The sequence below is a fragment of the Arthrobacter sp. SE2 genome, from assembly GCF_058244265.1.
On the sequence record NZ_JBZAYA010000005.1, the window covers coordinates 246612 to 264024 of the forward strand.

At 64.7% G+C, this 17413-nt stretch carries 20 protein-coding genes; 11 read left to right on the forward strand and 9 right to left on the reverse strand.

Features of this window, described 5'->3' with window-relative positions; all coding sequences use genetic code 11:
* Window positions 1-115 precede the first annotated feature (115 nt).
* The 4 genes from rhaI to AC4CS3_RS09545 all read left to right on the forward strand — a co-directional run bounded on the left by rhaI (window position 116) and on the right by AC4CS3_RS09545 (window position 5328).
* Window positions 116-1294 (forward strand): L-rhamnose isomerase, encoded by a 1179-nt coding sequence (gene rhaI, locus AC4CS3_RS09530; RefSeq protein WP_490783224.1) that lies wholly within the window; start codon window positions 116-118, stop codon window positions 1292-1294.
* A gap of 23 nt (window positions 1295-1317) precedes the next feature.
* A complete protein-coding gene (locus tag AC4CS3_RS09535; protein ID WP_490783225.1) occupies window positions 1318-3363 on the forward strand; it encodes a bifunctional aldolase/short-chain dehydrogenase in 2046 nt (681 codons plus the stop codon).
* Window positions 3360-4814, forward strand: coding sequence for a rhamnulokinase (locus tag AC4CS3_RS09540; protein WP_490783226.1), 1455 nt, complete (start codon window positions 3360-3362; stop codon window positions 4812-4814). The genes AC4CS3_RS09535 and AC4CS3_RS09540 overlap by 4 nt, the downstream gene beginning before the upstream one ends.
* 94 nt (window positions 4815-4908) lie before the next feature.
* The gene (locus AC4CS3_RS09545) at window positions 4909-5328 is read left to right on the forward strand and encodes a hypothetical protein (protein WP_490783227.1); all 420 of its coding nucleotides are present in this window, start codon (window positions 4909-4911) and stop codon (window positions 5326-5328) included.
* Window positions 5329-5337: 9 nt separating this feature from the next.
* On the opposite strand, the gene AC4CS3_RS09550 is transcribed toward AC4CS3_RS09545, so the two are convergent.
* On the reverse strand, window positions 5338-5565 hold the full coding sequence (locus tag AC4CS3_RS09550) for a hypothetical protein (protein WP_490783228.1): 228 nt from the start codon (window positions 5563-5565) through the stop codon (window positions 5338-5340).
* Window positions 5566-5688: 123 nt separating this feature from the next.
* Between AC4CS3_RS09550 and AC4CS3_RS09555 the strand changes: the two genes are divergently transcribed.
* Entirely contained in the window at window positions 5689-7173 is a 1485-nt protein-coding gene (locus AC4CS3_RS09555) for an MFS transporter (protein WP_490783229.1), read from the forward strand.
* 19 nt (window positions 7174-7192) lie between these two features.
* On the opposite strand, the gene AC4CS3_RS09560 is transcribed toward AC4CS3_RS09555, so the two are convergent.
* Window positions 7193-7645, reverse strand: coding sequence for an Hsp20/alpha crystallin family protein (locus AC4CS3_RS09560; RefSeq protein ID WP_490783230.1), 453 nt, complete (start codon window positions 7643-7645; stop codon window positions 7193-7195).
* Window positions 7646-8037: 392 nt separating this feature from the next.
* Complete coding sequence (locus tag AC4CS3_RS09565) at window positions 8038-8721, reverse strand: hypothetical protein (RefSeq protein ID WP_490783231.1); 684 nt, start codon at window positions 8719-8721, stop codon at window positions 8038-8040.
* Window positions 8722-8864: 143 nt separating this feature from the next.
* Here AC4CS3_RS09565 and AC4CS3_RS09570 point away from each other — a divergent pair, with 143 nt between their 5' ends.
* Window positions 8865-9326 carry a group II truncated hemoglobin gene (locus AC4CS3_RS09570; protein WP_490783232.1) on the forward strand — a complete coding sequence of 154 codons (462 nt, stop codon included), beginning with the start codon at window positions 8865-8867 and terminating at the stop codon, window positions 9324-9326.
* Here the strand turns inward: AC4CS3_RS09570 and AC4CS3_RS09575 are convergent.
* A complete protein-coding gene (locus AC4CS3_RS09575) occupies window positions 9323-10174 on the reverse strand; it encodes an alpha/beta hydrolase (protein ID WP_490783233.1) in 852 nt (283 codons plus the stop codon). The genes AC4CS3_RS09570 and AC4CS3_RS09575 overlap by 4 nt on opposite strands.
* Before the next feature lie 176 nt (window positions 10175-10350).
* On the opposite strand from AC4CS3_RS09575, the gene AC4CS3_RS09580 reads away from it, so the two are divergent.
* From AC4CS3_RS09580 to AC4CS3_RS09600, 5 genes are all read left to right on the forward strand, one after another.
* Complete coding sequence (locus AC4CS3_RS09580) at window positions 10351-10743, forward strand: nuclear transport factor 2 family protein (protein WP_490783234.1); 393 nt, start codon at window positions 10351-10353, stop codon at window positions 10741-10743.
* A gap of 102 nt (window positions 10744-10845) precedes the next feature.
* Window positions 10846-11142: a hypothetical protein gene (locus AC4CS3_RS09585; protein ID WP_441414221.1), complete on the forward strand. Its 297-nt coding sequence runs from the start codon at window positions 10846-10848 to the stop codon at window positions 11140-11142.
* A 78-nt stretch (window positions 11143-11220) separates the two neighbouring features.
* On the forward strand, window positions 11221-11568 hold the full coding sequence (locus tag AC4CS3_RS09590; RefSeq protein ID WP_490783235.1) for a VOC family protein: 348 nt from the start codon (window positions 11221-11223) through the stop codon (window positions 11566-11568).
* Window positions 11569-11621: 53 nt separating this feature from the next.
* A complete protein-coding gene (locus AC4CS3_RS09595; RefSeq protein ID WP_441414219.1) occupies window positions 11622-12629 on the forward strand; it encodes an isopenicillin N synthase family dioxygenase in 1008 nt (335 codons plus the stop codon).
* Between the two features lie 32 nt (window positions 12630-12661).
* Window positions 12662-12973: a hypothetical protein gene (locus AC4CS3_RS09600; RefSeq protein ID WP_490783236.1), complete on the forward strand. Its 312-nt coding sequence runs from the start codon at window positions 12662-12664 to the stop codon at window positions 12971-12973.
* Between the two features lie 2 nt (window positions 12974-12975).
* Here AC4CS3_RS09600 and fdxA read toward each other — a convergent pair whose 3' ends face one another.
* The 5 genes from fdxA to AC4CS3_RS09625 all read right to left on the reverse strand — a co-directional run bounded on the left by fdxA (window position 12976) and on the right by AC4CS3_RS09625 (window position 17413).
* Window positions 12976-13293 carry a ferredoxin gene (gene fdxA, locus AC4CS3_RS09605; protein ID WP_366178054.1) on the reverse strand — a complete coding sequence of 106 codons (318 nt, stop codon included), beginning with the start codon at window positions 13291-13293 and terminating at the stop codon, window positions 12976-12978.
* Between the two features lie 6 nt (window positions 13294-13299).
* Window positions 13300-14775 carry an aldehyde dehydrogenase family protein gene (locus AC4CS3_RS09610; protein ID WP_490783237.1) on the reverse strand — a complete coding sequence of 492 codons (1476 nt, stop codon included), beginning with the start codon at window positions 14773-14775 and terminating at the stop codon, window positions 13300-13302.
* 62 nt (window positions 14776-14837) lie between these two features.
* Window positions 14838-15623 (reverse strand): SDR family oxidoreductase, encoded by a 786-nt coding sequence (locus AC4CS3_RS09615; protein ID WP_490783238.1) that lies wholly within the window; start codon window positions 15621-15623, stop codon window positions 14838-14840.
* Window positions 15623-16555, reverse strand: coding sequence for a dihydrodipicolinate synthase family protein (locus AC4CS3_RS09620; RefSeq protein WP_490783239.1), 933 nt, complete (start codon window positions 16553-16555; stop codon window positions 15623-15625). Before AC4CS3_RS09620 ends, AC4CS3_RS09615 begins: the two co-directional genes overlap by 1 nt.
* A gap of 57 nt (window positions 16556-16612) precedes the next feature.
* Window positions 16613-17413 carry an enoyl-CoA hydratase-related protein gene (locus tag AC4CS3_RS09625; RefSeq protein ID WP_490783289.1) on the reverse strand — a complete coding sequence of 267 codons (801 nt, stop codon included), beginning with the start codon at window positions 17411-17413 and terminating at the stop codon, window positions 16613-16615.

The window sequence follows — 17413 nt, forward strand, 5'->3', positions numbered from 1 at the left end:
TGACACGCCATGGAAGCAGGCCCTACCGTGTGAGTAGGTTCTTGAATGAATCGATTCAAGACAGAATTTGACGCTCCCGTTCAAAGATGACGCACAGGCAACAGAAGGAACAATCATGAACACCACGGAAACGGCCCTGGGCCGCCTCGGGGAACTGGCCATAGAGGTTCCCTCGTGGGCCTATGGCAACTCGGGCACGAGATTCAAGGTGTTCGGCACGCCCGGCACCCCGCGGACCATCCAGGAGAAGCTGGCCGACGCCGCGAAAGTCCACGAATTGACGGGCCTTGCGCCGACCGTGGCACTGCACATCCCGTGGGACAAGGTGAACGATTACTCCGCACTCCGCGAGTACGCGGCTGAGTTGGGCGTCGGCCTGGGGACCATCAACTCCAATACGTTCCAGGACGATGAATACAAGTACGGCTCCCTCACGTCCTCTGACGCAACTGTGCGGCGGCGGGCCATCGACCACCACCTGGAGTGCATCGAGATCATGCACGCCACCGGCTCCCGGGACTTGAAGGTCTGGCTGGCTGACGGCACCAACTATCCCGGCCAGGACGACATGCGCGGCCGTCAGGACCGCCTGGCGGAATCGCTGCAGGAAATCTACGCGGGCCTCGGCGAAAGCCAGCGCCTGGTCCTGGAATACAAGTTCTTCGAGCCTGCTTTTTACCACACCGACGTTCCGGACTGGGGTACCTCATACGCGCAGACGCTCGCCTTGGGGGAGAAGGCCTTCGTCTGCCTGGACACCGGCCACCATGCCCCGGGCACCAACATCGAGTTCATCGTCATGCAGCTGTTGCGCCTCGGCAAGCTTGGCTCATTCGACTTCAACTCGCGCTTCTACGCCGACGACGACCTGATCGTCGGTGCCGCGGATCCCTTCCAGCTGTTCCGCATCATGCACGAAGTCATCCGCGGCGGCGGCTTCGGCAAGTCCGCAGGAGACGGCACGGGCGTCGCGCTCATGCTGGACCAATGCCACAACCTGGAGGAGAAGATCCCGGGCCAGATCCGGTCCGTGCTCAATGTCCAGGAAATGACGGCCCGGGCCCTGCTCATCGACACGGACGCGCTGGCCGAGGCGCAGCGCGAAGGGGATGTCCTTGCCGCCAACGGCATCTTCAACGATGCCTTCTACACCGATGTCCGGCCGGTCCTGGCCGAGTGGCGCGAATCGCGCGGCCTGCCCGCGGACCCGATGAGGGCGTTCAAGGCAAGCGGCTACCAGAAAAAGATCAACGAGGACCGCGTGGGCGGCCAGCAAGCCGGATGGGGCGCTTAGGCATGAATATGCAGAACACTGACATGCAGAACACAACTAACAAGACCGTTGAAGAGCTGATCACCCGTTCCAACCGCCTCGGGGCGGATAAGCGGAACACCAACTTCGCCGGTGGGAACACCTCGGCGAAGGGCACGGAGACGGATCCGGTCACCGGGGAGGACGTCGAGCTGTTGTGGGTCAAGGGTTCCGGCGGGGACCTGGGAACCCTGAAGGCCGAGAACCTGGCGGTTTTGCGGCTGGACCGGCTGCAGGCACTCAAGGCCGTTTACCCCGGCGTCGAGCGCGAAGACGAAATGGTGGCCGCCTTCGATTACTGCCTGCACGGCAAGGGCGGCGCTGCGCCGTCGATCGATACCGCGATGCACGGACTCGTGGACGCCGCGCACGTGGACCACCTGCACCCGGACTCCGGCATCGCAATTGCGACGGCAGCGGACGGCGAAGCGCTGACCTCCAAGGTCTTCGGCGAGAAGGTCGTGTGGGTTCCCTGGCGCCGCCCGGGCTTCCAGCTCGGACTGGACATCGCCGCGATCAAGGAAGCCAACCCGCAGGCCATCGGCACCATCCTGGGCGGCCACGGCATCACCGCCTGGGGCCAAACGAGCGAAGAAGCCGAGGCCAACTCCCTCTGGATCATCGAGCAGGCCGAACTCTACATCGCCCTGAACGGCAAGGCCGAGCCTTTCGGCGCCAAACTCCCCGGCTACACCGCGCTCCCGGAAGCCGAACGCAAAGCCAAAGCCGCCGCCCTGGCCCCTGTCATCCGCGGACTCGCCTCGGCCGACAAACCGCAGGTGGGCCACTTCAGCGACGATCCGCGCGTCCTGGAATTCCTCGAAGGCACCGAGCATCCCCGACTCGGCGCGCTGGGCACCTCCTGCCCCGACCACTTCCTGCGCACCAAGGTCAAGCCCCTCGTCCTGGACCTGCCCGCCGACGCCGGCATCGAGGAAAGCATCGCGCGCCTCAAGGAACTCCACGCCGCGTACCGCGAGGATTACCAGGCCTACTACGACCGCCACGCCGACACCGATTCCCCGGCCCTGCGCGGCGCGGACCCGGCCATCGTCCTGGTCCCCGGCGTCGGAATGTTCTCCTACGGCAAGGACAAGCAGACCGCACGGGTCGCCGGAGAGTTCTACCTCAACGCGATCAACGTGATGCGCGGCGCCGAGGCCATCTCCTCCTACGCACCCATCGAGGAATCAGAGAAGTTCCGGATCGAATACTGGGCCCTCGAAGAAGCCAAGCTCGCCCGGATGCCCAAACCCAAATCGCACGCCACGCGCATCGCGCTGGTGACCGGCGCGGCGTCGGGCATCGGCAAGGCGATCGCCACCCGCCTCGCCGCGGAAGGCGCCTGCGTAGTCATCGCAGACCTCAACCTGGACAACGCGCAGGCCGTCGCGGCCGAACTCGGCGGCGCGGACGTCGCCATCGGCGTGCAGGCAGACGTCACCGACGAAGCCCAGATCGCCGCCGCCATCCAGGAAGCCGTCCTGGCCTTCGGCGGTCTCGACCTGGTGGTGAACAACGCAGGCCTGTCGATCTCCAAGCCCCTGCTGGAAACCACGGAGAAGGACTGGGACCTGCAGCACAACGTCATGGCCAAGGGCTCGTTCCTGGTCTCCAAAGCCGCGGCCAAGGCCATGATCGAGCAGGGCCTGGGCGGGGACATCGTCTACATTTCCTCCAAGAACTCGGTGTTCGCCGGCCCGAACAACATCGCCTACTCCGCCACCAAGGCAGACCAGGCCCACCAGGTCCGCCTGCTGGCCGCCGAACTGGGCGAACACGGCATCCGCGTCAACGGCATCAACCCCGACGGCGTGGTCCGCGGTTCCGGGATCTTCGCCGGCGGCTGGGGCGCCAAGCGCGCCGCCGTCTACGGAGTCGAGGAGCAGGAACTGGGCAAGTACTACGCCCAGCGCACCCTGCTCAAGCGAGAAGTCCTGCCCGAGCACGTCGCCAACGCGGCCGCCGTGCTCACCAGCAACGAACTCTCGCACACCACGGGCCTGCACATCCCGGTGGACGCGGGCGTCGCCGCGGCCTTCCTGCGATGAACGTGGAAGCTACTGCCGGCGGCGTATTCGCCGCGGTCGATATCGGAGCGTCCTCGGGCCGCGTCATGCTCGGCCGTGTCACCGGCGGGCGGGCCTGGCTCGAAACAGTGCACCGTTTCCCCAACGGCGTCGTTGAGCTCGACGGCGGACTCCACTGGGATTTCGACGCCCTGTTCGAGGAGGTGCTCACGGGACTTGCGGCGGCCGCCGAAACGGCCGCAGCAAGCGGGGAGCGGATCGCGAGTATCGGCATCGACACGTGGGCCGTCGACTACGGACTCGTGGATGCCGCCGGTGCCCTGGGTACCCAGCCGTTCAGCTACCGCGACGAGCGCGGCCGAACGGCCGTCGCGGACGTCCACAAGGTACTGGATCCGGCGCGGCTCTATGCCACCACCGGGCTGCAGTTCCTGCAGTTCAATACGCTCTACCAGCTCGCCACCGAACGTGAACTGCGCGGCGTCCAGGCGTTGCTCATCCCGGACTTGATCGCATTCAGGCTGACGGGGCAACGCCGTACCGAGGTCACGAATGCCTCCACCACCGGGCTTTTTGACGCCGTCGCGGGGGAGTGGGCCACGGAATTCTTCAAGGCACTCGGCCTCCACAAGAACCTGTTCCCGGCCATCATCCAGCCAGGCGGGACCATAGGCACGCTGCTACCGGAAGTCGCAGCCAGGACGGGCCTCGGAGCGGAGACTGCCGTGGTTGCCGTGGGATCGCACGACACCGCCTCGGCAGTGGCAGCCGTTCCCGCGCAGCAGGAAGACTTCGCCTACATTTCCTCCGGCACCTGGTCCCTCGTGGGCGTTGAGCTGGACACCCCGGTCCTGGATGAAACAAGCCGATTGGCCAACTTCACCAACGAGCGGGGCGTCGACGGCACCATCAGGTATCTGCGCAACGTGGGCGGCCTGTGGTTGCTCAGCGAATGCCAACGCACCTGGGCCGCCGAAGGGCACCGGCGGGAACTAGCCGCGCTCCTGGAGTCCGCGGCGGCACTTCCCGCCGGCGGCCCGCAGATCAACGCCGACGATCCGGTGTTCATCGCCCCGGACAACATGCCCGAGCGCATCAGATCCGCGGTTCGCGCCGGCGGTGCCGTCCTTCCGGACCGGCCGGCCGCCGTCGTGCGCTGCATCCTGGACAGCCTCGCGGCCGCCTACGCGAGGACCCTGGCGCGCGCCGAAGAACTGTCCGGCAAGCAGACGTCCGTAGTCCACATCGTGGGCGGCGGCTCGCAGAACAGGCTGCTGTGCCGACTCACCGCTGATGCCACCGGCAAGACGGTTGTGGCTGGCCCCGTGGAAGCCACGGCGCTCGGGAACGTGCTGGTTCAGGCCCGGGCCGCAGGAGCCGTTACGGGAGGCCTGTCCGAACTCCGGGCACTCGTGCGGGCTAGCGTCGGCCTTGAAAGCTACGCGCCGAAACTGGTTCTTCACAATCGGTAGGGGGTACGCGTGGCCCTGTTGCCTCGCAAAGCCCATCGATAAACTTAAGGGGCGCCCGAAGAGACGCAAGGTTGGTTGCGGGAAAGGCAAGATCATGACCGACAGCAGCAGCGGCGTCGAAGAACCCACTGACGAAGAGAAGAGCGGAACTCCCGAGGAACCGGAACTCCGGGGCCGGTACGTCGAGGGAGACTACGGCAAGACGGGAACGGAGCCCGGGCGGCACTCCGACGACGAAGAAGGCCAATACAGCGAAGGCGACTACGGCGCAGCCGGTAGTCAAGGCGGGTTGCCCGAACCGTTGGGTAAGAAGGCCAAGGAATCCGGGCGCTACGCAGAAGCCGACCTCGGCGACGCGGGAGCCGTTCAGGGGCGTACAGCGGAGTCGGAAATCGGACAGTACGCCGAAGGCGACTACGGCACGGACGGGGCAGTTGGACCGTTACGTGAGGCAGCAAATCCACCCGCTCCAGCGGATGACGACGCTCCAGCGGATGACGACGGCGACGAATGACCGGGTCGATCACTTCGGCCGGACCGGGCCCCCTTCGGCCTTGGCCAGTATGAATTTCAGATCCTCAGGGGAGAGGCTGACCTGGCTGTGCCGGTCGGCATCCGGAGTGATGCCGGTTTCCTTATGGATTATTTCCGTGATGGTTCGCGGCAAGACCACGCATCCGGGATTGTCGGTTAGCCAATGCTGCGTTTCGGGGCTGAGCATGTCCCAGTGGTCCCTGATGTTCATCTCCATGGATGGCGCCTAACTGAGTGGGTGCAGGGATAAATGATGGGTGTAGAGAAGAATTCCGGCCAAGGCCGGTGCCGGGAACGTAATTAGGATACGCCGGGGCATAGGGGAAAGACAGGGCCGGACATGGCAACTCAAAGTGACGGGGTCGGCTTCCGTTCCAAACGGGGCCCGATACTCATAGCCCTGATGCTCTCGAGCGGCCTTGTCGCGATCGATGCAACCATCGTGGCGACCGCTGTGCCTTCGATCGTTCATGAAATCGGCGGGTTCGCCTCGTTCCCTTGGCTCTTCTCCGCCTACCTGCTCGCACAGGCCGTCTCGGTCCCGGTCTACGCGAAACTCTCCGACATGGCGGGTCGGAAGCCAATCATTCTCACTGGCATCGGACTCTTCCTTCTCGGATCCATCCTTTGCGGGCTTGCGTGGAGCATGCCTGCGCTCATCGCCTTCCGCGTGGTGCAGGGACTGGGTGCCGGCGCGGTCCTGCCAGTGGCCATTACCATCGCCGGCGATATCTACACCCTCGCCGAGCGCGCGAAGGTGCAAGGCTACCTCGCCAGCGTGTGGGCAACGTCGTCTGTTGTGGGCCCAACTCTGGGCGGGGTCTTCTCTTCGCTGGGAGTCTGGCGCGGAATCTTCCTCGTCAACATTCCGCTGTGCATCGTGGCTGCGTGGATGCTGGTTCAAAGGTTCCAGGAGAACATCGAACGGGTAAAGCACCGCGTCGATTATCTTGGAGCCGCCCTTCTCACGGTCACGTTGACCTTGAGCATCCTCGGTGCCTTGGAAGGCGGCCAGGCATGGGCCTGGGACTCTCCGATCAGCATCGCAGTATTCGCCATTGGCGCAGTTTTGCTTGTTGCCTTCGTCCTGGTCGAGCGACGGGCAGCGGAACCTGTCCTTCCGCCGTGGGTCGTTTCGAGGCGTCTTCTCGCCACGACCGCACTGATCTCCTTTGGAGCCGGGGCAGTCGTACTTGGCCTCACCTCGTACGTTCCGACCTTCCTTCAAGGGGCGCTTTCGGTGTCGCCATTGGCTGCGGGCCTGTCCCTGGCGGCCCTGACGATCGGCTGGCCGATCAGTGCTTCGCAGTCGGGCCGGTTCTACCTTAGGATCGGCTTTCGGGCAACAGCCTTGATCGGAATCACCGTTACCCTTATCGGCTCGGCGGCCCTCGCCGTGACGGCCTACACGCCGAACATCGTGCTCGTCGCGGGCAGTTGCTTCGTTGCCGGGCTAGGACTTGGGCTTCTGGCAACCCCGAGCCTGATCGCGGCCCAGTCCAGTGTCGAATGGCACGAACGAGGAGTGGTGACGGGCACCAACCTCTTCGCGCGATCCATTGGCAGTTCGCTTGGAGTAGCCGTCTTCGGTGCCGTGGCAAATGCGATCTACGCCGGCAGCCCCGGTGGCGCTAAGAATCCGCAATCGGTGGTATTCGCTTCTGCGGCGGTATTTCTCGCGGTGCTCGTGAGCGCCGCGCTCACCGTCGTCGCCGTCCTCGCGATGCCCGCAACACCTCTGGAGACTTCGGCTCCCCAGGGCAAGCGGCCAGCCCCGCGGCTCCAAAAAGTGCGGCGACCAAACGGACGGGACGGAGGCCCTTAGGCTCGCGTCCTCGGTCGGGCTAGTTGCCCGGGTCCTCCGGAGACTGATTGGCTTCGCGGCCACCCGTTCGGACCACTCGGATTTTCGTGGTCTGCGGCTCAGACTGTTCGGGGAGCTGGATACGGATTTCGAGGACGCCGTCCTCGTACGTCGCGATAATGCCGTCCTGGCTCACTCCGCGGGGCAGCGGAATGCTGCGGGACCGTTCGCCGTAGCGGAGTTCCGTGCGGTAGCCCTTCTTGTCTACGCGTTCGGTATCCTCTTCGCGCCGCGCCTCGATATGCAGGTTGTCGTCGGCAATGCTGATGTCGACGTCGGTCTCGGGGTCGATTCCCGGCAGATCCACTCTGACGACCAGCGTGTCCCCCTCCTGGTATTGCTCGATGCGGAGCGAGGGGTCGGATTCGCCTTGAAGGAAGCGTCGGAGCGGCTCCGGTACTCCGAGTCCGCCGCGTCCGAATAGGTTGTCCATGATGACCTCCTGGTAGGTACCGGCTGCGGGTCAAGTTAGACGCGCCGGGATGAAAAGAAAGCTACGCCTAGCATGGTCCCGTGGATAGCCCTTGGTCTCAGAGGAGTTGGGTAGCCACTACCGAATATCGCACTCTTGACGTCAGTTACGCCGGGCCGGAGACTGAGCGTAGGAGGCGTGCCGTGGGCAATTTACCGTGGATATTGGTGCTGCTCATCCCGGCACTGGGCTTCTTCCTATTTCTGATCTACGCAAATATTCGCTTGTCAGCCAGGCGGAAAGCGCTTGGGTTGCCCCCGCTGGGACTGACTCCACGTCGTACCAAGACCCGGCATCGGAAGCATCACAGGTACGTGATCATTCGCCGTGTCAAACACTGAGATCGGTTCCTCTCAGCTCTGATGGAAGTCCGGAGCCTTTGGTGCGTCGAGCATTCCCTCGATCTTCTCTTCCAAGGCCGCGATGGTCGCTTCGGGCAGGACAATCAGCCCATCCAATTCGCGCCGGGCACGCTTGTACGCCGTCTGCCGCTCTGCCGGCGTCGCTGCACTGTCAGAAGCGATCCTGAGCAGCTTCCTGGCGGTCGCCAGCCGCTGGCGCTCGGGCTCAGTGAAGTTGCCGTCCTTGATGCGTTTGGCTTCCCTCTCTGCCACGTCGAACGCCAGTTCGAAGCTGCGGACGGCCGTGCGATACTCGGCCAGCCGGGCCGCCGTCGTGATTTCTCCCGGAGTTGCCGGGCGCAAGCCGTCAGCCTCCCGTTTGGCCCGAAGAAACGCGACGGTGAGCGGTTCGCGGACATCCGACATGACCGGAAAATCGATGAGTTTTCCGACGTCGAGTTCGTATTCGAGCCATCGCCGGTTCACAGCGTCATGGGCCTCCTGCAGCCGCAGGACCTCGGCCTGGCTGGCTTGCTCCGCTTCTGCCACGCGGTTCTTGAGCTGATAGAGCTCCACCCGACGGCGGTGCCGCCGTTCGCTGGCCCTGGACCAGGACCGCGCCCAACCGCCGGCCAATCCGCTCAGGGGAAAGATCAACCACCAGTTGTGGCTGACAAATTCGAGGAAGGGATTCACGGCTTCATCGTCCCACCGGCCCGGACGTGTCTCAAGAGGCCACGACTGGCAGGGGCAGGAGGTTGCCCTCGGTTGGATATTCCCGGTGCGGACAGTCGCCCGCGCCCATGGCATTTGGTGGCGGAGCGTGCCATCGTTGCAGCATGCAGACGGTATACGAGGCTGCGGGCGGCGCCGACTTTTTTATCGCGCTGGCGGATGCCTGGCATGCCAGGGTCATCGCGGACGACGTGGTCGGTCACGCGTTCAGCCATGGATTCCATCCTGAGCACACGCGGCGTCTGGCAGCTTATTGGGCGGAGGCGCTGGGGGACCCCGACGCATATACCGGCTCTTATGGTGACGAGACATCGGTTGTGCGGATGCACAGCGGGAACGGGCCGCATGTGGACATGGACCGCCGGGCGATCGCGTGCTTCGATCAGGCACTCGCGGATGTAGGCCTCACCGGAGGCGGCCCTCTCCGGGAAGTGCTGCACGACTACTTCGCCTGGGCGACAACCACCACTATGTCCAGGTACCACCGCTCGGCAAACGACGTCCCGGAGGGACTTCGCTTCCCGAAGTGGTCCTGGGACGGGCCCGTGAATGAGCAGCAGGCCTAGCCGACCTTGCGGAGCCAGTCCGTCAGTAGGGGCAAGACGATGGAGCTATGCATCGCTCCGACGTGGTCGAGACCAGGAAGCACTTGGACATCCCACCCGGCGTCAATGAGGGCCTGTTTGTGTGTCGTCAGGGGCTCGCCGATCTTTACGTGAACGTTGCCCCATGCAGGGCCGTAGTCGATCCGGTCGTCCGCCCCCGCGAAGGCGAGGCGAGGCAAGCCCGCCGGGACTTCGGCGGAGGAATCGTCGAAGCCTTGAAGGGCCTCGTAGAGGGTCACGAATTGACGGGTCTGGGCTTCGTTCGTTTGAACGGGCACCGAATCCCAGTCTCCAGGCTCAACGTCAGTGGTCGGCGAAGGAACCAGGTCGGCGGATTGTGTGGACATCGAATGTGCTGCCCGGGTCACCGCCAACATGCTCTCGTAAGGCCCATCCAAGGGTGGGAATCCGCCCATCACCAGTGCCCAAAGCCGGTCAGTGCGGATTGCGAGTTGCAGGCCGCAGAGTGCCAGCCAGGAGTAGCCGTAGTAGGCGAAGCTGCCGGCCTCAGCGGCGTCGGCGATGGCAAGGAGATCAGCCGTGACATTCCCTGGAGTAAGGGTGTCCGGTGCGGGGTGTGCCATCCGGTGGTTTTCATAATCGGCGACGACGACGCGGTGGGATCGCGCGAGTCCGTTCACCAGCTTGGAGCCCAGGTCCGGATCAGCGCCCCAGCGGCGCATCGTTTCTGCTTCCTCCGGCGGATAGGGGGTGAAGCGGACCGGGACCAGAAGGGCGCGTCCGTTTCCGTGGATGGTCATGGCAATCGTTGTACCGTCGTGAAGAACGGCCTCAGCGGTGTCAATCACGGCTTGCCCTCCCTGTGGGTGCGGCCCCTTGTGGTCAAGTTTGCCACTGAATTTGCCGATGGTGGCTCTTGGTGTTGTCCCCGAATCCAAGGCTTTCCCCATCGACAGGCACCCTACCCAGGAATAGCCTTAAGCCGTCCCATTGACCGACGAGGATGACGGAGAGGTATCCGAACATGGGAGCTACAGAAAACGCTGAATTGGTCCGGCGGGGATACGAGGCCTTTAACGCAGGTGATCTGGCGACACTCAGCGAGTTGTTCGCGGAGGACGCAGTCTGGTACGTAGCAGGAAACGGCGTGCTGTCCGGGACGAAGCAAGGACGCGACGCTATCCTGGCCTATTTCGGCGAGCTGGGAGCGCGTTCACAAGGTACCTTCCAAGCGGCGATCCAGGACATCGTCGGCGGAGAAAACCACACCATCGGGCTCCAACAAAGCCGCGCCGAAAGCGACGGAAAGACCCTGGACATTGCAACTGCGATCTCCTTCGTTCTCCGCGACGGAAAGGTTGTAGAGGGTCGGGAGTTCTTCGAGGACACTGCCAAGGCAGACGAATTCTGGACCTGAATCTCGGATTCGGATCCCGCCCATGAAAACTCATTGACATCCCAGGTAGCGGGGTCTATTGCTTGGCATGTCCACACCCGTCCACACCAGCAAGGAGCAGATATGGAAGCCGCGCCCTACGGAGTCGTGCACTTCTTCCCAGCAGGCACGAAGGACCAATACGAGGCGTCAATTGCAGCTGTCCACCCAGGAGAGGGGTTACTGCCCGAAGGCCAGACTTTCCATGCCGCAGGCCCGTCGGCCGGCGGTTGGACGATCATGGCCGTCCACGAGTCGAAGGAAAGTTGGGAGAAATTCCGCGACGGCATTCTCATGCCCCGTATGCAGGCGGGCATCGAGGGCGGATTTGAGTCGCCCCCGGAGGAGACCGTCGTCGATCTCTACAAGGTCATGCCCTAACTATTCGGAAGGCCGCCCCCAGGTCTCGGGGGCGGCCTCCCTCCGCCTATCTGCCGCGGAAGTGGAAAGGAAGCCGTCATGGCCTCCATAGTGAACTACTTCGAAATCGGTTCGCCCGATCCCGAGAGAGCGCAGGCCTTCTACGGCTCGCTCTTCGACTGGACTTTCGGTGAGTCCTCGCCCGCCAGCTACCAGATGGTGAATGGCGACAAGGGCGGGCTGTGGGACACGTCCTCGCCCGAGGGAACGTCGTGGGCGATCTTCTACGTGCAAGTCGACGATGTAAAAGCCGCGATCGCCAGGGCCGAGGCGCTCGGTGCGAGCGTAGCCATCCCGTTCGTTGACAACGGCGCGATCGAGTTCGCGCACCTCCTGGACCCGCACGGCAACCGCTTCGGTGTGTGGCATCCCAAACAGCAGGGCTGAGGCGACGGGGCAATCCGCACGCTTGCGACATTCGATGAAAAGGACAAAGTGCATTGACACTCGATACATTGCCCGTGATCGATTTCTCCCGTCTGGACGCAGGCCCGGAAGAGGCCGCCCGGTTCCGTGACGAACTGCGCAATGCCATGCATGAGGTTGGCTTTCTCTACCTGGCCGGCCACGGCATCCCGCCGGAGTTAACGGACGCCATTCTCGACGTGTCGCGCCGCTTTTTCGAGCTGCCGGAAGAAGAAAAGCTCGCAATCGAGAATGTCCACAGCCCCCAGTTCCGCGGCTACACCCGCGTCGGCGGCGAGCTCACGGACGGCGGGATCGACTGGCGCGAGCAGATTGACATCGGAGTCGAGCGCGACGCAGTTGAGCCGGGCCAGGGTCTCGCGGAATATTGGCGCTTGGAGGGACCCAACCTGTGGCCGGCCGCGCTGCCGGAAATGCGGGAGATTGTCTCGGAATGGACCGAACGGCTGAGCACCATCTCCCTTGCCTTGTTGCGTGCCCTGGCAGTTTCCCTCGGAGCGCCCGAGGACACCTTTGATGCGGCATTCGCCGCACGGGCTTTCCCTGTCCTCAAGATTGTGAGATATCCAGGGGAGTCGAACCCGGAACCCAAGCAGGGCGTGGGGTCCCACCGTGACGGAGGAGTACTGACGCTCCTCCTCGTTGAGCCAGGAAAGGGCGGTCTCCAGGTCGAGTATCAAGGGAAGTGGATCGACGCTCCACAAGTGCCGGGAACTTTCGTGGTCAATATCGGCGAAATGCTGGAACTGGCCACCAACGGCTACCTCAAGGCGACTCTGCACCGGGTCATCTCACCGCTTCGAGGCACGGACCGGATTTCCCTTCCGTTCTTCTACAACCCTGCACTTGACGCGGCCATGCCGCAGCTTGCCGTGAGCCCGGAGTTCCAGGCAAAAGCCCGTGGCTTGTCGGTTGACCCGACGAACAGTCCGATTCTGGAAACCTACGGCGACAACGCCCTCCGTTACCGTCTTCGTGCCCACCCGAACGTCGTCGCGGAGCATCACGCTGACCTGCTGTGAGCCTGACAGCGCGGTGCCGGATAATGGGGGTCATGGATTTCGAATTGCTCACCATCCAGGACTGTCCCCATGGCACCGCGGCCCGGGAACTATTCGCCCGGGCCGTTGAACTGGAAGGGAACGACCCGGCCGTGATTGCGGCCAGGGAGATCACGACCGACGAAGAGGCCGAAGCGTCCGGATTCCACGGATCCCCGACATTCACGGTGGACGGAATTGACCTCTTCCCCTCTGCAGCAGAGCCGGCCATGACGTGTCGCGTCTACCGTACGGCCGGCGGCCTCTCCGGCCTGCCCAGCCTGGAGTCGCTTCGACAGGCGATCCAGGCCAGGCTGGCCGCTTAACATCAGCCAGGTACTGGCGCCGCTGCAACCACCGGGTGGTCCCGGCCGAGGTTCCCCAGCGCCGATGCTCCTTGCGGGGATCCGAGCTCCTCGAAGAACTCGACGTTGGCCCGGACATAATCTGCCCACTCATCCGGAACGTCGTCCGAGTAGTAGATCGCCTCGACCGGGCACACGGGATCGCAGGCGCCGCAGTCCACACATTCGGACGGGTGGATGTAGAGCGAGCGTTCGCCTTCGTAGATGCAGTCCACGGGGCATTCATCGATGCAGGCTTTGTCCTTGACGTCCACGCAGGGCTGCGCGATCACGTAGGTCATGACGCGCTAAACACCCGTGTAAACGGTCTTGCCCCAAGTGAAGAAGTCCAGTGCGGACTTGCCCTGCTCGCGGAAGGTGTTCGTGGAGGAGTCCTTCACGCCACCGAACGGCACGTTCAAGTCCAGGCCAGCCGTGGGACGGTTGACCTTGATCACTCCGGCCTGCGCCCGCGCGGCGAAGTCCGTGGCCAAGGCCAAAGAATCGGTGCAGATGCCTGCGGTGAGGCCGTAGCGGGAGTCGTTGATCGCGGCGAGGCCGGCCTCGTAATCGGGAACCTCCAGGACTGCGACTACCGGACCGAAGATTTCCTCCGTCACGGCGGCATCGTCAAGGGCAATGTCGGTGAGGACAGCGGCTGGGAAGAGCAGCGCACCGGAGGGGTCGCCGTCGTACTCTCCGTGAAGGAGGGTGGCGCCGCGTTCGACGGCGGTGCGCACCGCGGCCTGGTCCTGTTCGAACTGCTGGCTGCTCACCACAGCGCCCATCTTGGCGCCGTCGAGCCCGTCACCGGCGGTGTAGCCCGCGGCCTCCACAACAAGGGCTTCGAGGAACGCGTCACGAATGCCGGGGGTGACGTAGACGCGCGACGTTGCAGTGCACGCCTGGCCCGTGAGTCCGAACGCGCCGGCTGCGACTACCGCGGCGGCCTTCTGCGGATCGGCGTCATCGAGCACCAGGACGCCGTTTTTGCCGCCCATTTCGAGCTGGACGCGGGCGCGGCGAGCATTCAGGATTTCCTGGAGTCCGAGCCCCACTTTGGTGGATCCGGTGAAGGACAGCCCTGCGATGCGGGGATCGCGTGCCAAAGCGTCTCCGACCACTCGGCCCTTGCCGTGGATCACGTTGAATACTCCGGCGGGAAGCCCGGCGTCCTGCAGGGCACGGGCAAGGTGCGTCGCGGAGAGCGGGGTGAGTTCGGCCGGCTTGATGACCACGGCGTTACCGCTGATGAGTGCGGGGGCGGCCTTCCATGCCGGGATGGCGATGGGGAAGTTCCAGGGGGTGATGAGCCCGACGACGCCGAGCGGCTCGCGCCGGGTGGTGATGGTGGTGTCCGGGAGTCCGCTGGGAAACACTTCGCCGGTGGCGGCCCAGCCGAGGGAGCCGAAGAAGCGCAGGACGTCCGAGGCGCGCTTGACCTCTCCCTTGGCTTCGGCGAGGGTTTTGCCTTCCTCGCGGACAAGGTCCTCGGCGATCGCGCTTTGGCGCTCAAGGAGCAGGTTGCCGGCGGTCATGAGGATGGCCCCGCGGGCAGGGCCGGGCAGGGCTGCCCAAGCCAGCTGGGCGGCGGCAGCGGCGGTGATGGCCGCGTCGACGTCATCGGCGGTGCCTCGCGGGGAGAGGGCAGCAAGTTCCTCCGGGCGGGCAGGGTTGATTCGCTGGATTTCGGGTTCTCCGATCCATTCGCCGTTGATCAGGTGCTGCGCTGCGGCAACATCCTTGCGGGTGGACGTTGCGGATTCGGTGGCGGTGGAAGTCATGGTAATCCTTTGGCTTAGCGGTTGGGATTGGGCATTAGGGCTGTTCGGGCGGAGATCGGCGCCTAGAGGCTCCGGATTAGGCCTCCGTCACAGCGAAGCGCGACGCCGGTGATGTAGGAAGCCGGGGCGCTGCAGAGAAACGCGCCGGCGGCGCCGAATTCCTCCGGTTCGCCGTAGCGTCTGGCCGGAATGGTTTTGCGGGATTCGAGTTGGATTTCCTCCGGCGTGGTGCCGCGGCGCTTGGCCGCCGCCCGGTCCAGTTCGGCGACGCGGTCGGTGGCGATGCGTCCGGGCAGGATCATGTTGACCGTGACGGCGTCGAGGGCCACTTCCGCCGCAAGGGTTTTGAGGTACCCCGCCAATGCTGCGCGGCCCGTGTTGGAGACGGCGAGGTTGGGCAGGGGTGCCACAACTCCGCTGGATCCGATGGCCAGGATCCGTCCCCAACGCCGCTCGCGCATCCCCGGCAGGATCTTCGAGACAAGGGCGTGGTGCGGCTTCACGAGCAGCTCGAACGCAGCGGCGATGTCCTCGGCGGCAAGGCTCGCGGCTGCCCCGGGCTTGGGCCCGGGGCCGTTGAGGACGAGGATGTCGATGGGACCGAGCAGTTCCACTGCGCGTTCGACGGCGGCGGACACGCCGTCCAAGGTGCTCAGGTCGGCCTCGACGGCCACGGCGCTGTGGCCGTCTGCCTGCAGCTCCGCCGCGATCTTCTCGGCCAGTTCACCACGCCGGCCCGTGATGGCCACCCGGACGCCTTCGGCCGCGAGGCCGCGGGCGACGGCTAGTCCCAACCCTCCTGTGGAGGCGGCGACGAATGCCGTCTTTCCGCTGATTCCGAAGTCCATTAGGACCTTCCTGCTGTGTGGGCGGTGGGGGTAAGGGAGAGATCCAAGGCCCGGGCCGCTTCAGCCAGGTGCGTCAGCATTCCGTTCCGGAGGACCTCCGGGAAAGGAGCCGCGGGCGGGCGGACACCGGAGTCCTTGATGATGCCCCGCTCGCGGAAGCATTCCTTCCGGACCGCCAAGGCAATCCGGGCCTGCTGCTCGAAGTTGATGAGCGGCAAGTACGGAAGCAGTGCGTCCCGGGCAGCGTCGTAACCGCCCGATTGCCAGGCACGGACGCAAGCCACGAGGGCTTCCGGGTAGGAGAACCCCGTCATGGCGCCGGCTGCGCCGGCCACCAATTCGTCCAGCAGCCCTTGACCTCCCAGCCCGCCGAACACTGAAACGTCGACGGCGGCCGCCAAGTGGGCGATGGCCACACTGGTGGGCGGTGCCTCGGCCTTGACCGCGATAACGAACTTGCAGGCCTGGACCACGTAACTGAGTGCTTCCGTGCTGATGCTGACACCGCTGGCCACCGGGTAGTCCTGCAGGACAACTTTGGCGCCGGTGGATTGGTGGATGGCGTTCAGGTGCGCGATGACCACCTCCGGCCGTGCCGAATTTGCCTGCACCATGACTGCCGCGATCCGGTCTCCCGCCACGGCCTGGGCAGCGCGGATTTCTTCGACAGCCGTGCCCGTGAAGAGCGAGGTCACACCGACCACGAGAGGCAATCGGGTTTCTTCGACGACGACTTCCAGCGCGAGGCTGCGCTCCGCTGCGGTCAGGGCGGCGGCCTCGCCGAAGACACCCAGGACGGTCAGCCCTGTGGCGCCGATGGATTCATAGTGCTCCACCAACTGGGCCAGGCTGTCGGTGTCCAGATCGAGGGTGCTGCCCTGGAATGGCGTGGCGACGACGCCCCACACGCCGGGTGTCAGTGATTCCCGCATTGGATTGTCCTTCCGTTCGTGCTGAAGTTCGGTGTCTTGCATCTGTTCGTGCTGCATTCAGCGGCCCGGCCACACAGGCGGGCGCTTTTCCTGGAAGGCGCGCACGCCTTCGGCGGAGTCTTCGCTGTCGAGTGCGGCCATGAGCGCCGGCAGCCTGAGGCCGCGGGCTTCCGCCGCGCTCAGGTGGCTGGTCCTGCTGACCATTTGCTTGACTGCCCGGACGGAGCTGGGCGCACAGGCGAGGATCTGGTCCGCCCAGCGCTGCACCGCGGCGTCGAGCTCCTCCGCGGGTACCACTTCGTTGACCAGGCCCATCGATTGCATTTCCGCAGCCTCGGCCTTGCGGCCTGTGAGGAGCATGCCCATCGCTTGGGTGTAGGGGACGCGGCGCACCAGTTGGTGGATGCCGCCGTCGAGCGCCAAGCGCCCGACGCGCGGTTCGGTGAGGCCGAAGCGGGCCGTGTCCGCGGCGACGACGATGTCGGCGCCGAGGACGATCTCCATGCCGCCGCCCAGCGCGTAGCCATTCACCCGGGCAATGACCGGAATGTCCAGGCTCGTGCGCAGGCTCAGTCCGCCGAAACCGTTGGGGTCAAGCTCCGCCCAGTACTGCAGGCCGGTCTTGTCCACGGCAGAGGCGGACATGTCGGCCCCGACGCAGAACGCCCGCGTTCCGGCGCCCGTGATGACGACGGCGCGAACGTCAGAATCGGCTTCGATCTGGTTCCAGATGTCATTGAGCCTGGCCTGGGCAGTCCCGTCCACCGCGTTGAGCACGTGCTGGCGGTCGATCACCACAGTGGCCACGTGGTTTTCGATGGTCAGGGTGACCTGGTCAACGATCTTCTTCTCATCCAT

Excerpts from the sequence above, each read along its gene's own strand:
- rhaI (WP_490783224.1), top strand. The coding sequence starts at position 116 with ATGAACACCACGGAAACGGCCCTGGGCCGCCTCGGGGAACTGGCCATA.
- AC4CS3_RS09535 (WP_490783225.1), top strand. The coding sequence starts at position 1,318 with ATGCAGAACACAACTAACAAGACCGTTGAAGAGCTGATCACCCGTTCC.
- AC4CS3_RS09540 (WP_490783226.1), top strand. The coding sequence starts at position 3,360 with ATGAACGTGGAAGCTACTGCCGGCGGCGTATTCGCCGCGGTCGATATC.
- AC4CS3_RS09545 (WP_490783227.1), top strand. The coding sequence starts at position 4,909 with ATGACCGACAGCAGCAGCGGCGTCGAAGAACCCACTGACGAAGAGAAG.
- AC4CS3_RS09550 (WP_490783228.1), bottom strand. The coding sequence starts at position 5,565 with ATGGAGATGAACATCAGGGACCACTGGGACATGCTCAGCCCCGAAACG.
- AC4CS3_RS09555 (WP_490783229.1), top strand. The coding sequence starts at position 5,689 with ATGGCAACTCAAAGTGACGGGGTCGGCTTCCGTTCCAAACGGGGCCCG.
- AC4CS3_RS09560 (WP_490783230.1), bottom strand. The coding sequence starts at position 7,645 with ATGGACAACCTATTCGGACGCGGCGGACTCGGAGTACCGGAGCCGCTC.
- AC4CS3_RS09570 (WP_490783232.1), top strand. The coding sequence starts at position 8,865 with ATGCAGACGGTATACGAGGCTGCGGGCGGCGCCGACTTTTTTATCGCG.
- AC4CS3_RS09580 (WP_490783234.1), top strand. The coding sequence starts at position 10,351 with ATGGGAGCTACAGAAAACGCTGAATTGGTCCGGCGGGGATACGAGGCC.
- AC4CS3_RS09585 (WP_441414221.1), top strand. The coding sequence starts at position 10,846 with ATGGAAGCCGCGCCCTACGGAGTCGTGCACTTCTTCCCAGCAGGCACG.
- AC4CS3_RS09590 (WP_490783235.1), top strand. The coding sequence starts at position 11,221 with ATGGCCTCCATAGTGAACTACTTCGAAATCGGTTCGCCCGATCCCGAG.
- AC4CS3_RS09600 (WP_490783236.1), top strand. The coding sequence starts at position 12,662 with ATGGATTTCGAATTGCTCACCATCCAGGACTGTCCCCATGGCACCGCG.
- fdxA (WP_366178054.1), bottom strand. The coding sequence starts at position 13,293 with ATGACCTACGTGATCGCGCAGCCCTGCGTGGACGTCAAGGACAAAGCC.
- AC4CS3_RS09610 (WP_490783237.1), bottom strand. The coding sequence starts at position 14,775 with ATGACTTCCACCGCCACCGAATCCGCAACGTCCACCCGCAAGGATGTT.
- AC4CS3_RS09615 (WP_490783238.1), bottom strand. The coding sequence starts at position 15,623 with ATGGACTTCGGAATCAGCGGAAAGACGGCATTCGTCGCCGCCTCCACA.
- AC4CS3_RS09620 (WP_490783239.1), bottom strand. The coding sequence starts at position 16,555 with ATGCGGGAATCACTGACACCCGGCGTGTGGGGCGTCGTCGCCACGCCA.
- AC4CS3_RS09625 (WP_490783289.1), bottom strand. The coding sequence starts at position 17,413 with ATGGATGAGAAGAAGATCGTTGACCAGGTCACCCTGACCATCGAAAAC.